This is a genomic window from Cupriavidus sp. USMAA2-4, assembly GCF_001854305.1.
Lineage (GTDB): Bacteria > Pseudomonadota > Gammaproteobacteria > Burkholderiales > Burkholderiaceae > Cupriavidus > Cupriavidus malaysiensis.
Genome location: NZ_CP017749.1, coordinates 738,599 through 751,578, shown reverse-complemented (window position 1 = coordinate 751,578; position 12,980 = coordinate 738,599). Strand labels below are relative to the sequence as shown.

Here is a 12,980-nt window from a genome sequence, read left to right as displayed (position 1 = left end):
CTCCTCCCGCGCACACGGCGCTCCGCCGTCTTCCCCGGTTCTCCCGACGCCGCGCCGCTTCTCCCCGCCTTTTTGTATGCCTTTGTATCGAGGCGTCGCACCGATACGTGGCCAGACACAAGGGCCCCGATCCTGCTACGGGCGCGATACGTGGGGCGCCTTAAATACGTTCCGTGGCAGCGCAACGCACAAGGGACAAAGCGAAAACGCTGCTTCGGCTTACCTGCCGGCAACCCAGGCCACGAACCACGCAACCGCATTCAATGCAAAGGAAAACCATCATGTCCAACAACTTCGCCAAGCGCCTCGTTCTCGCTGCCTCCCTCGTCGTCGCCGCCACCGCCACCGCCACCGCCACCGCCGCCGCCACTGCCGCCGCCGGCGCACAGGCATCCGTCCTCGGTGCCCGCAACCCGTACGCGGATGGCGCCCGCGCCGCCCAGGATTCCCGCGACGTGTTCAGCGAGGGTGCCCGTGCCGTGCAGGACCAGCGCAGCCCGTACGTCGACGGCGCGCGCAACGTGAATGCCTACGGCGACGGCGCGCGCACCGTGGCGGGCATGGACCGCACCGGGGTATCGGCCGAACCGGCCCGCGCGGCCGACCCCTATCTCGATGGCGCCTACGCCTGAGCACGGGACGTCTCTCAACTCTCGGCAATCCGACGCTGAATACCTGTTGAACGCAAGAAGGAAAACACCATGACCCGCATTGAAAAAGTCCTCTATACCGGCAAGGTCCACATCACTTCCGGCGGCCGCGACGGCTCGGCGCGCAGCGACGACGGCAGGCTCGACATCGCGCTGTCCTCGCCTGGCAGCAAGGGGCACGGCACCAACCCGGAACAGCTGCTGGCCGCCGGCTGGTCCGCCTGCTTCATCGGTGCCATCGGACTGGCTGCAGGCAAGCAGAAGATCAAGCTGCCGGAAGACCTGTCGGTGGATGCGGAAGTGGACCTGGGCACGGCAGGTATCGAGTACCTCCTGCAGGCACGGCTGCGCGTACACCTCCCCGGCATCGAGCGCGAAGTGGCCCGGGCGCTGGTGGACACCGCGCACCGCACCTGTCCGTACTCGAAGGCGCTGCACGGCAACATCCACATCGAGACCGTGCTGGTCTGATCCCTGTCCCCTGGTCCGGCATGCCGGACCAGGGGCATTCCCTCCGACGCCATTTTCTGCATTTTCTGCTGAGTCCTGAACCATGCGCCTTCTCATCCGCGCTCTTCTGGCGGCTTCCGGCATTGCCGCCATCTATACCTTCGGCACAGGTGCCGCCGCTGAGAGCCCCACGCTGGCCGAGCAGGCCCAGGCACCGGAATTCGCGAACATCGAGCACTGGCTGAACTCTGCGCCGCTGACGATGCAGCAGCTGCGCGGCAAGGTGGTGCTGGTCGAGTTCTGGACGTACGCGTGCGTCAACTGCGTCAACACCTTGCCGCACGTGAAGCAGTGGTACGAGAAGTACAAGGACCAGGGCCTGGTGGTGGTGGGCGTGCACACGCCCGAGTTCCCGTTCGAGAAATCGACGGCCAATGTGCAGGCCGCGCTCAAGCGCTTCGATATCCGCTATCCGGTGGCGCAGGACAATCGGTACGGGACCTGGTCGGCATACCGCAACCAGTACTGGCCCGCCACCTACCTGATCGATGCCAGCGGCCGCATCGTCTATCGGCACGATGGCGAGGGACGGTACCAGGAAACGGAAGCCGCGATCCAGAAGCTGCTGGCGGCGGGCAAGGCCGGGACGGCGCGCTAGCTTCCCGTTGATGGATACGCAGGACACCGGCATTCCGGCAACGCGGATGCCTTGCGCCGCCTTCGTCACGCTTGGCGATGATTGCCGCACAGCCCGGCCTGGCCGCGCCGCTTTGTATCTGCGTGTATGGCAGCCGCGCGTATCCATCGGGCGATACAAATCCCCCCGGGGCCCGACACATGGCGCTTGCGATGGCCTCCTAGACTCGTGCCCAGGTTGATCACACACACAGGAGCGAAATATGTCCGAGAACGTCAATATGCCTCGCCGGGGCTTTCTGGGCGCAGCGGCGGCGGCGCTGGCCGCGGCACAGCTTGGCCTGTCGCAGGCTGCCCGGGCCCAGGGCGGTCCGGCGCAAGCAAGGGCCCTGCCCTCGGTCGCGCCGGCCGCCCAGGCGGCCTTCGCACCGATCAAGCATATCCAGGCCGGGGTGCTCAACGTCGGCTATGCCGAGGCCGGCCCGGCCGACGGGCCCGTGGCGCTGCTGCTGCACGGCTGGCCTTATGACATCCACAGCTTTGCCGAGGTCGCGCCCCGCTTGGCGGCGCGCGGCTATCGAGTGATCGTTCCCTACCTGCGCGGCTATGGATCGACGACCTTCCTGGCCGCCGACACCATGCGCAACGGCCAGCCATCGGCCATCGCCGCGGACATGATTGCGCTGATGGACGCGCTCCATATCCAGGATGCCGTGGTGGCCGGCTTCGACTGGGGCGCGCGCACCGCCGACATCATGGCCGCCTTGTGGCCGGAGCGCTGCAGGGGGCTGGTCTCCGTGAGCGGCTACCTGATCGGCAGCCAGGCCGCCGGCAAGCAGCCGCTGCCGCCCGAAGCCGAGCTCCAGTGGTGGTACCAGTTCTACTTCGCCACGGAGCGCGGCCGCGCCGGCTACCAGAAGTACACGCACCAGTTCGCCAGGCTGATCTGGCAACTGGCGTCGCCGGCATGGAAGTTCGACGATGCCACGTTCGAGCGCAGCGCGGCCGCCTTCGACAATCCCGACCACGTGGACATCACCGTGCACAACTACCGCTGGCGGCAGGGGCTGGTCAGCGGGGAAGCCAGGTTCGACGAGATCGAGAAGCGGCTCGCCAGCGCGCCCGTCATCGGTGTGCCCACCATCACCATGGAAGGCGACGCCAATGGCGCGCCGCACCCCGTGCCCAGTGCCTACGCCAGCAAGTTCGCCGGGTGGTACGAACATCGGGACCTGCGCGGCGGGATCGGCCACAACCTTCCGCAGGAAGCCCCCGCGGCGTTTGCGCAGGCGGTGCTCGATGTCGACGGGCACTGAGGCATCCGGGAGGCAGGCGATGAACAGATTGCTGGTCCTGCTTGCCATGGCACTCCCGGCGCTCGCATCGGAACTCGGCGGCCAGGCTCACCGATGCGCCTGGCATGGCCTGCCGCGCCAGATGCGCGCGGATAGGGAGGACAAGACGGAGCGGAAGCCAGGATGATCGGCCGCCCCGGTCGTGACCCGCTCGGGGCGCGGACGCCGCTCCAGCGATGCCGGACTCACGCCCCGACGCGACCGGGCGACAGCGTGTAGCATCTCGACACTTTGTGTCAGGACCGGGGCCGCGGCGGGTCCATGCGCGGACCGGCCCACTCATCCGGATTTCCCAAGAAGGAGACGCTTGTCCATGCCGATTCCCCGATCGCTTGCCTGCCTGTGCGGTGCCGTCGAACTGCGCCTGGACGGCCAGCCGGCCGCGCGCGCGAACTGCCATTGCGGCACCTGCCGCGACTTCTACGGGACGCCGATGCTGGCGGCCACGGCCTGGCAGGCCGACGATGTCAGCCTGGTGCGCGGCACGCTGGCGCACTTCGCGCATCCGCACAAGCGGCTGTCGCGGGCCTTCTGCGCGGCCTGCGGCGAGACGCTGTACGGCACCAACCGCCTGGGCATGCGCGTGCTGCCCAACGCGCTGCTGGCACGCGCCGCCGGCGGCGGGCTGCCGCCGGCGCTGCAGCCGGCCATGCACCTGTTCTATCGCGAGCGCGTCATCGAGGTGGATGATGCCCTGCCGAAGTACCTCGATGGCTGGGATGGGCCCCTGTACGAGCGGTCCGCGTCGGATGCGCAGGGCACGGCTTGAGCCTGGCCGGACGGCGCACGGAGCGTAGCGCCGCTCGGGCGGATGGGCGGCGCCAGCCGCGCGGAAGCGATGGCCGGTGACGGGACGGGGACGGTGAGCTTCAGGTGCCGCCGGCGGTCCCGCTCGCCTCGGCCGGCGCGCCGAAGCGCCAGGAGAGCCGCCGCGCGGCCTGCCGCAGCAGGTCCGCGGTAGCGCTGCCGGTATCGCTGTCGAAGCTGCCGGTGCTGCCCATCACGGCGATCACCAGCGCCAGGCTGCCGGTATGGTCGAACACCGGCGCGGCCAGCGTATCGATGCCGGGCACGGGCCGGCCCTGGGCGTTGTCGATGTGGCCGGCCCGGATACGCGCGAGGCGCTGCGGGTAGTCGGCCGGCGGCGTGCCGCCGGCCATGCGCAGGCTGTCCTGGCCGAGCCGTGCGGCCAGCGCCTCGGGCGGCAGCCAGGCCGCCCAGACACGGCCGATCGCGGTATTGACCAGCGACATCACAGTGCCCACGCGCAGGCTGACGTGCTGCGGCCGCGCGGCCTCCTCCAGCCGCACCACGGTCGGGCCCAGCGGCCCGAGCACGGCCATCGCCACGCTCAGGCCGGTGGCGCCGGCCAGCTCGATCACCTCGGGCTCGGCCTCGCGTGCCGGCGACAGACGCTGCAGCGCGATCAGGCCCAGTTCGAGGCTGAGCGGACCGGCCATGAAGTCTCCGCCAGCGTCGCGTGCCAGCAGGCCGGTCTTCTGCAGGCTGACCAGGTGGGGGAAGGCCTTGGCCGGCGCCATGCCGGCTGCGCGCGCCAGCTCGGACAAGGGCAGCGGGCGCCCGGCGGCGACCAGCGCGGCGAGCAGCTGGCCGGTGTTGTCCAGCGACTGGATGCCGCGTTGCGGCCTGCCGCCGTCGCTCGCGCCGCCGTCGTTGGCGTCGTTGGCGTCGTCTGCGGCGGCGCCGTTGTCGGGGAGATTGCGGGTGCGGCTCATGCTGCCTCCGCCGGGATCTGCGCGCCGATGTCCGCGGCGGTGGCCAGCAGCGCCCGCGCGACCGGGCCCTGCCAGTCGACGTCGATGGAGCCGCTCGGGCCGATCGCGGTCAGCACCAGGCGCAATTGCCCGCCGGTATCGCGCACCGGCACGGCGAGGCTGCTGACGCCCGGGCTGGGGGCGTCGACCGCGCGCTCGATGCCGCGCGCGCGGATGGCATCGAGCGCCGCATCGAAGCCGGCCGCGGCGGCGGCGCCGCTCTGCTGGTGGGCCCAGGCGGCATGCCAGCGGGTCTCGGGCAGGAAGGCGCAGAACACGCGCCCGGTGGCGGTGGCGGGCAGCGACATCAGCGTGCCCACGTGCAGGTTGACGTGCAGCGGCGTGCCGGCGTGCGCGTAGCGCACGATGGTGGGCCCGCGCGGCGACACGCTGCTGATCGCCACGTTGAAGCGGATCGCCTCGGCCAGCGCATCGACGCGCGGCACCGCCGCACGGTAGGCGGGATCGTGGTCGAGCCGCAGCATGCCCAGCCGCAGCGCCAGCGGTCCCGGCTCGTAGCGGCCGGACAGGTGGTCGCGCTTGATCAGGCCCAGGCGCGTCAGGCTGACCAGGTAAGTGTGGGCCTGGGCCGGCGTCACCTGGGTTTGCGCGGCCAGCTCGGCCAGCGCCAGCGGGCGGCGCGCGTCGGCCAGCGCGCGCAGGAAGCGCCCGCCTACCTCCACGCTCTGGATGCCGCGCTGGGCCTTGTCGGCTGCCGCGGTGCTCGCTTGCGCTGCTGTGCTCATGCTGCTCCCGTTCGAAAGCCCAGATGGTAATCGATGCGATGGTCGCGCCGCCGGTGAGCGGGGCGCCTTGCGCGCCGGGCAGCCGGCGCTCTCGGGGTTTTCCCTGGGTTCTGGCCTCCTGGCTGTCCTCCTCTTCATTTTAGTCAGAGACAACACAATTTGTTATTGACTAAAAATGAGGGCTTTCCTAAGATGCCTCTACCCCGATACCGGCGCCATCGCGGCGCCAAGATCCAAGACCAATACGGGGCGAGACAGTCCCCCGCGCGCAGCCGGCCCGCCCGCCGCCCGCCACGCTGTCCGCCTCGATCCAACCCCCCTAGAGAGAGGCAAGCATGGCAAAAGCATTCGCGTCCCAGGCCGACCTGGAAGCCAAGAAAGTCACCTTCACCCAGCTCTCGGAGAACGCCTACGCCTACACCGCCGAAGGCGACCCCAATTCCGGTGTGATCATCGGCGACGACGGCGTGCTGATCGTCGACACCACGGCCACGCCCGCGATGGCGCAGGACCTGATCGCCAGGATCCGCTCGGTTACCGACAAGCCGATCAAGTACGTGGTGCTGTCGCACTACCACGCGGTGCGCGTGCTGGGCGCCTCGGCCTATTTCGCCGAGGGCGCGCAGCAGGTGATCGCCAGCCGCGGCACCTACGAGATGATCGTGGAGCGCGGCGAGGCCGACATGAAGTCGGAGATCGAACGTTTCCCGCGCCTGTTCGCCGGCGTCGAGACGGTGCCGGGCCTGACCTGGCCCACGCTGGTGTTCGAGAAGGAGATGACGCTGTTCCTCGGCAAGCTGGAAGTGCGCATCGCCCACCTGGGCTCGGGCCATACCAAGGGCGATACCGTGGTCTGGCTGCCGTCGCAGAAGGTGCTGTTCTCCGGCGACCTGGTGGAGTACGACGCCGCCTGCTATTGCGGCGACGCGCAGCTCGCCGAATGGCCGGCCACGCTGGACGCGCTGGCCGCGCTGCAGCCCGAGAAGCTGGTGCCCGGCCGCGGCCCGGCGCTGACCACGCCGGCAGAAGTGGCCAAGGGCATCGCCTACACCAAGGACTTCGTCACCACGCTGTACCAGGCCGGCAAGGAAGCGGTGGCCGAGCGTCTCGACCTGAAGGGCGCGATGGCGCATACGCGCAAGTCGATGGACCCGAAGTTCGCCCAGGTCTTCATCTACGAGCACTGCCTGCCCTTCGACGTGTCGCGCGCCTATGACGAGGCCAGCGGCATCGGCCACCCGCGCATCTGGACCGCCGAGCGCGACAAGGAAATGTGGGCCGCGCTGCAGGACTGAGGCAGCGACGCGACGCAGGGACAGCCGAGAAGAATGTGGACGGAGACAGCAGCATGAGCATCGATTACCAGCACCTGACGTTCGACTACCAGCCGTGCGCCGAGCAGCGCGCGCCGCGGGAGACCGGCGCGGCAGGCACCATCCATCCGGTCGCCGTGGTGGGCGCCGGCCCGGTCGGGCTGGCCACCGCCATCGACCTGGCGCGCCAGGGCGTGCCGGTCGTGCTGGTCGACGACGATTGCACGCTGTCGAGCGGCTCGCGCGCGATCTGCTTCGCCAAGCGCACGCTGGACATCTTCGACCGGCTCGGCTGCGGCGAGCGCATCACCGACAAGGGCGTGCGCTGGAACCTGGGCAAGGTGTTCCTGCGCGACGAGCAGGTCTATGCCTTCGACCTGCTGCCGGAGGAGGGCCATCGCCGGCCCGCTTTCATCAACCTGCAGCAGTACTACCTGGAAGGCTACCTAGTGGAGTGTGCGCAGCAACTGCCCAACCTGGAGATCCGCTGGAAGCACAAGGTGGCCGGTATCGAGCAGCACGCGCAGGGCACGCCCGACGCGCACGTGGTGCTGACGGTGGAGACGCCCGACGGCAGCTATCCGCTGGCCGCGCGCTACGTGGTGGCGGCCGATGGCTCGCGCAGCCCGGTGCGCAAGCTGATGGGGCTGGACAGCAAGGGCCGCACCTTCAAGGACCGCTTCCTGATCGCCGACGTCAAGATGGAGGCCGGCTTTCCCAGTGAGCGCTGGTTCTGGTTCGACCCGCCTTTCCATCCCAACCAGTCGGTGCTGCTGCACCGCCAGCCGGACAATGTCTGGCGCATCGACTTCCAGCTCGGCTGGGATGCCGATCCGGTGCTGGAGAAGGCGCCGGAGCGCGTGATCCCGCGCGTGCGAGCGTTGCTCGGCCCGGACGCGAAGTTCGAGCTGGAGTGGGTCAGCGTCTACACCTTCTCCTGCCTGCGCATGGACAGCTTCCGCCACGGCCACGTGCTGTTCGCCGGCGATTCGGCGCACGGGGTCTCGCCGTTCGGCGCGCGCGGCGCCAACAGCGGCGTGCAGGATGCCGAGAACCTGGCCTGGAAGCTGGCCTACGTGCTGGACGGGCGCGCCCCGGACAGCCTGCTGGACAGCTATGCCAGCGAGCGCGAGTATGCCGCTGACGAGAACATCCGCAATTCCACCCGTTCCACCGATTTCATCACGCCCAAGAGCCCCGTCAGCCGGTTGTTCCGCGACGCGGTGCTGACGCTGGCCAAGCGGCATGCCTTCGCGCGGCAACTGGTCAACAGCGGCCGCTTGTCGGTGCCGGCCGTGCTGCACGGCTCGCCGCTGAACACGCCCGATGGCGACGCCTTCGCCGGCGCCATGGTGCCGGGCGCGGCCTGCGTCGACGCGCCGGTGGCCGGCGCGCGCGGCGAGTCGTGGCTGCTGGGCAGCCTGGGCGATGCCTTCACGCTGCTGGCGTTCGGCGCGCCGGAGCGTTTCGACGCCGGCACGCTGCGCGCGCTGCGGTCCCTGCCGCTGAAGCCGGTCTTCGTCACCGGCGCGGGCGCCGACGCGCAGGCCGGCACGCCGGCCTGGCCGGACGCGACCGTGCTGGCGGACCTCCAGGGCCTGGCGGCGCAACGCTACGACGCCCAGCCGGGCACGGTCTACCTGATCCGCCCGGACCAGCATGTGTGCGCGCGCTGGCGCCATGCCGACGCGGCGGCGGTCGCGGCCGCGCTGCGCCGGGCGACCGGGCAGGCGGGCCAGGCAGGGCAGGGTGCCGCCGGCCCCGCCGGGTCAGGTGCGGCGGCCGCGCTCGCCGCGGCCTGAGCGTCCCGTTCCGGCCCGCGCAGCCGATCCGGCCCGCCGCCTGCGCGGCGGCCGTGGCGGCGCGCGTCCCGCGCCGGGCCGCTGGCGAGAGGACGCCAGTACGACAGGGCACTACCGAGCATCCCGAGCATCCCGAGTACCACCAAGTACCACCAAGTACCACCGAGCGAGACATCCAGATGGCAGTCCATACCCACCCCAACCTGAGCCGCCCCGACGACTTCTACGAAGCGCTGATCGAGATGCACCGCGATCTCGACGAGGCGCAGAGCCAGGCGGCCAATGCGCAGCTGATCCTGCTGCTGGCCAACCATATCGGCGACCATGCCGTGCTGCTGGATGCGATGCGGCTGGCGCGCGAGGGTGTGCTGTCGCAGCGCACCTGAAGCGGCCTGAAACCGCCTGAAACCGCCTGAAACCGCCTGAAACCGCCCGAGGCCACCTGAAGCTGCCGCGCGCCGGCGCCAGCGCCGGCCAGGCCACGACCCGGCGGCCGCGCCAGCGGCATGCCAGCCGGCCACGGCAGCGCGCAGCGGCCGGCCGTCCCGCCCAGACGCAACAGACGTAGGCGGAAGCGCCCCCCGCAGCGGGGGGCAGCCCCCAACCGGAGACTTACCATGACGCAATCCCATGCCGGGGCGCTCGCGCCCCAGGCCCCCGCCTTGCCCGATGAAGACGCGCTCTACCGCAAGGTGTGGCTGCGCATCATCCCCTTCCTCTTCGTCTGCTACGTGGTGTCCTTCCTGGACCGCATCAACATCGGCTTCGCCCAGTTGCAGATGAAGCACGACCTCGGCTTCAGCGATGCGATGTACGGACTCGGCGCCGCGGTCTTCTATGTCGGCTACGTGCTGTGCGAGGTGCCCAGCAACCTGCTGCTGGCACGCTTCGGCGCGCGCCGCACCTTCACCCGCATCATGCTGCTGTGGGGGCTGGCCTCGGTCGGCATGATGCTGGTCTCGACGCCGGCGCATTTCTACGCGCTGCGCTTCCTGCTGGGCGTGTTCGAGGCCGGCTTCTTCCCCGGCATCGTGCTCTACCTGACCTACTGGTTCCCGGCGCGCCGCCGCGCCGCGGTGATGGCCATCTTCTTCGCCGGGGTGGCGGTGGCGGGCGTGCTGGGCGGGCTGCTGTCCGGCTGGATCATGCGCGACTTCGCCGGCGTGCTCGGCCTCTACGGCTGGCAGTGGATGTTCGCGCTCGAAGGCGCGCCGGCGGTGCTGCTCGGCCTGGCCGCGGCGTACTACCTGGTCGACGGGCCCGCGCAGGCCGGCTGGCTGTCGGAGACGGAGAAGCGCTTCCTGGTGGCGCAGCGCGAGGATGGCGCCCACGCCGCCCGTTCCCATTCGCCGGGCGCGCTGCGCCACGCGCTGGCCAATCCGCGCGTCTACCTGTTCGCCTTCATCTACTTCGCGCTGACCTGCGGTTCGCTGACGCTGAGCTTCTGGATGCCGCTGATGATCCGCGACTTCGGCATCCAGGACGTGGTCTCGGTGAGCCTCTATTCGGTGGTGCCGAACGCGGTCGGCGCCGTCGGGCTGTTCGTGATCGCGCGCCATTCCGACCGGCGCGCCGAACGCCACCGCCATTTCCTGGCCTGCACCGCCGGCGGGGCGCTGGCCCTGGCCGCGCTGACGCTGCACCTGCCCAGCTTCGGCGCCATGCTGGCGCTGCTGTCGCTGGCCTGCGTGCTGATCTTCGCCGCGCTGCCGATCTTCTGGTCGCTGCCGCCGAGCCACCTGCCGGCCGGCACGGCGGCCGCCGGCATCGCCTTCATCAGCAGCATCGGCATCACCAGCGGCATCGTCAGCCCGTGGGTGATCGGCCAGATCAAGACGCACACCGGCAGCATGGACAACGCGCTCTACCTGCTGTCCGCGCTGCTGCTGGCCAGCGGCCTGGCGATGTGGCTGGGCGTGCCGCGCGACGCAGCACGCCGCTGAGCGGCAAGCCGCGCGCAGCGAGGCGGCGTGCTCAGGCTACGCGCGGCGCCGCGCCGGCAGCCGGCATGCCCGGCTCGGCCATCGGCGGCAGGGTGATGACGAAGCGCGCGCCGCCGCTGTCGCTGCTGTCCAGCGTCACCTGGCCGCCATGCAGCAGGACGATGCGGCGCACGATGGCCAGCCCCAGGCCGAAGCCGCCGGTGTGGCGGTTGCGGCTGGCATCGGGACGGTGGAAGGGTTCGAAGATGCGCTCGCGTTCCTCGGGCGGCACCCCGGGCCCGTCATCCTCGACGCACAGGCGCAGCGAGCCGCCGGCGTCGGTCTCGGCATGCAGGCGGATGGCGCTGCGCGCATAGCGGGTGGCGTTGCGGCAAAGATTGAGCAGGGCGCGCGCCACCAGGCGCGGGTCGCACACATGGTGGCCGACGGGGCCGCCGGTACCCGCGTTGAGCGTGAGCTGCTGGTCGGCCACGTCATTGGCGACGCTGGCCACCACGCTGTCGATCAGCTCGCTGACCGACACGCGCATCAGCAGCATCGGTGTCGCCCCCTGCTCGAGCTGCCCCAGCGTCAGCAGTTCCGTCACCAGTTCGTCGAGTTCGCGCACGTCCTTGCGCAGGTCGTCCAGGCGCAGCGCCTGGCGCGCCTCGGCCTGGGCGCCGCCGCCGCCGGACTGCAGCAGCGCGATGCCGAACTCCAGCCGGGCGATCGGTGTCTTCAGCTCGTGCGAGATGCCGTGCATCATCTCGCGCTGGTGCACGATCGAGGCCTCGATGCGCTCGGCCATCTCGTTGAACTGCTGGGCCAGCTCGGTGATGTTGGAGCGCCGGGACAGTTTCGCGCGCGTGGACAGCTGGCCGGCGCCGAAGTCGCGCGCAGCCTGCTGCAGGCGCGCCAGGTCGCGCCAGTGGTACCAGACCCAGGTCACGATCGACAGCAGCGTGGCCAGCGCGATCAACGAATAGCCGACCACCGAGATCCTGAGGTCGTTGTTGGAATCGACCGTCGCCGCATGCAGGATCGAGCCGTCGTGCAGGGGCACGTAGTAGTGCTGGCCGTCGCGGCTCAGCACCAGCTTGCCGTCGTGCAGGTCACGCTGCTGGCTGGCGTCGAGGCGGGCGATGTCAGTCGCTCTGGCCATGTCGAAGCGCTCCAGTGCGTGTGCCTGCAGATAGCGCAGCCCCTCGTCCCGGCGGGCGCCGGGGAACTGGTCCAGGTAGTGCTGCAGCGCGAAGACGTAGCCCTTGCGGTTCTCCCGCTCGGCGGCGGTGATGATGTCGTGGAACAGGGGGATGAAGGTCTTGTTGATGCCGATCACCGCGGCGGCCGCGGCGAGCATCACCAGCAGGTAGAGCTTGAGCAGGGAGCGGACCATTCATTCCTCCCAGGCCGAGGGGCTGAACAGGTAGCCGCGCCCCCAGATGGTCTTGAGCTTCTGCGGCTCTGGCGCCGCGTCTTCGAAGCGGCGGCGCAGCCGCGAGATGCCGGAATCCACGGTGCGGTCGATGCCGTCGAACTCGATGCCGCGCAGCTGCTTGAGGATGTCGTCGCGGCTGAGCACCTTGCCGGCGGCACGCGCCAGGATCAGCAGCAGGTTGAACTCCGCCGTCTTCAGGTCGACTGGCTGGCCGCGCCAGACCACGCGCCGGTTGGGTGGCGAGATCACCAGGGAGCCGAACACCAGGTCGTCGTCGGCCGAGGCGTGCGCTGCCGCGCCGCCCTGGGCGGCGGCGCGGCGCAGCAGGGCGCGGGCGCGCGCCACCAGCAGGCGCGGCTCGATCGGCTTGACCACGTAGTCGTCGGCGCCGAGCTCCAGCCCCGCGACCTGGTCGTAGGTGTCCACGCGCGCGGTCAGGATCAGCACCGGCACCCGCGAGAAGGCGCGGATGCCGCGGCACACTTCCATGCCGTCCAGGTGCGGCAGCATCAGGTCGAGGATGACGAGATCGGGCTGGAGCCGGCGCACCGCGTCCACCGCGATGTCGCCGCGGCGTACCACCTGGACGGAGAACTCGTAGTTGCCCAGGTACTCGCTGACCAGTTGGGCGAGGCGGTCGTCGTCCTCGATCAACAGAACCTGATGCTTGGCCATCGCCTCGTTCATGGCGGATCCTCGGGGGTACGGAAAGTGCCGATTCTAGCTGTCCTGGCGGTGCGGCCGGCTGGCGGCGACGCTTGCGGACAAATTGGCACAATTGGACAAGATTTCGCGAGGAATCAGGACAGACTTCGCGCCCCGGCCTCTCTAATCTGCCGACTTCGATCACCAATCGGAGGATGTGTGGACGTCGAGAGCAAAAGCCAAAGTGC

General features: G+C 70.0%; 13 protein-coding genes. 9 read left to right on the top strand and 4 right to left on the bottom strand.

What is annotated here, in order from left to right:
* The first annotated feature begins 281 nt into the window (after positions 1-281).
* From BKK79_RS23415 to BKK79_RS23390, 5 genes are all read left to right on the top strand, one after another.
* On the top strand, positions 282-632 hold the full coding sequence (locus BKK79_RS23415) for a hydroxyquinol 1,2-dioxygenase (protein ID WP_071038941.1): 351 nt from the start codon (positions 282-284) through the stop codon (positions 630-632).
* Between the two features lie 69 nt (positions 633-701).
* Positions 702-1,121: an organic hydroperoxide resistance protein gene (locus tag BKK79_RS23410; RefSeq protein WP_071038940.1), complete on the top strand. Its 420-nt coding sequence runs from the start codon at positions 702-704 to the stop codon at positions 1,119-1,121.
* An 82-nt stretch (positions 1,122-1,203) separates the two neighbouring features.
* Complete coding sequence (locus BKK79_RS23405) at positions 1,204-1,758, top strand: thioredoxin family protein (protein WP_071038939.1); 555 nt, start codon at positions 1,204-1,206, stop codon at positions 1,756-1,758.
* Between the two features lie 241 nt (positions 1,759-1,999).
* On the top strand, positions 2,000-3,052 hold the full coding sequence (locus BKK79_RS23400; protein ID WP_071038938.1) for an alpha/beta fold hydrolase: 1,053 nt from the start codon (positions 2,000-2,002) through the stop codon (positions 3,050-3,052).
* Positions 3,053-3,404: 352 nt separating this feature from the next.
* Positions 3,405-3,860, top strand: a complete 456-nt coding sequence (locus tag BKK79_RS23390) for a GFA family protein (RefSeq protein WP_071038937.1) — start codon at positions 3,405-3,407, stop codon at positions 3,858-3,860.
* Positions 3,861-3,960: 100 nt separating this feature from the next.
* On the opposite strand, the gene BKK79_RS23385 is transcribed toward BKK79_RS23390, so the two are convergent.
* Positions 3,961-4,827, bottom strand: a complete 867-nt coding sequence (locus BKK79_RS23385; RefSeq protein WP_084085096.1) for an IclR family transcriptional regulator — start codon at positions 4,825-4,827, stop codon at positions 3,961-3,963.
* Positions 4,824-5,612, bottom strand: a complete 789-nt coding sequence (locus tag BKK79_RS23380; protein WP_071018254.1) for an IclR family transcriptional regulator — start codon at positions 5,610-5,612, stop codon at positions 4,824-4,826. The genes BKK79_RS23385 and BKK79_RS23380 overlap by 4 nt, the downstream gene beginning before the upstream one ends.
* 335 nt (positions 5,613-5,947) lie before the next feature.
* Here BKK79_RS23380 and BKK79_RS23375 point away from each other — a divergent pair, with 335 nt between their 5' ends.
* From BKK79_RS23375 to BKK79_RS23360, 4 genes are all read left to right on the top strand, one after another.
* Entirely contained in the window at positions 5,948-6,907 is a 960-nt protein-coding gene (locus BKK79_RS23375; RefSeq protein ID WP_071018256.1) for an MBL fold metallo-hydrolase, read from the top strand.
* Between the two features lie 53 nt (positions 6,908-6,960).
* Entirely contained in the window at positions 6,961-8,727 is a 1,767-nt protein-coding gene (locus BKK79_RS23370; RefSeq protein WP_071038936.1) for an FAD-dependent oxidoreductase, read from the top strand.
* Between the two features lie 179 nt (positions 8,728-8,906).
* Positions 8,907-9,113 (top strand): DUF2783 domain-containing protein, encoded by a 207-nt coding sequence (locus tag BKK79_RS23365; protein ID WP_071018259.1) that lies wholly within the window; start codon positions 8,907-8,909, stop codon positions 9,111-9,113.
* Between the two features lie 231 nt (positions 9,114-9,344).
* Positions 9,345-10,670 (top strand): MFS transporter, encoded by a 1,326-nt coding sequence (locus BKK79_RS23360; RefSeq protein ID WP_071038935.1) that lies wholly within the window; start codon positions 9,345-9,347, stop codon positions 10,668-10,670.
* Positions 10,671-10,701: 31 nt separating this feature from the next.
* Here BKK79_RS23360 and BKK79_RS23355 read toward each other — a convergent pair whose 3' ends face one another.
* On the bottom strand, positions 10,702-12,045 hold the full coding sequence (locus tag BKK79_RS23355) for an ATP-binding protein (RefSeq protein WP_071038934.1): 1,344 nt from the start codon (positions 12,043-12,045) through the stop codon (positions 10,702-10,704).
* Complete coding sequence (locus tag BKK79_RS23350) at positions 12,046-12,774, bottom strand: response regulator (RefSeq protein WP_071018265.1); 729 nt, start codon at positions 12,772-12,774, stop codon at positions 12,046-12,048.
* Between the last annotated feature and the right edge of the window lie 206 nt (positions 12,775-12,980).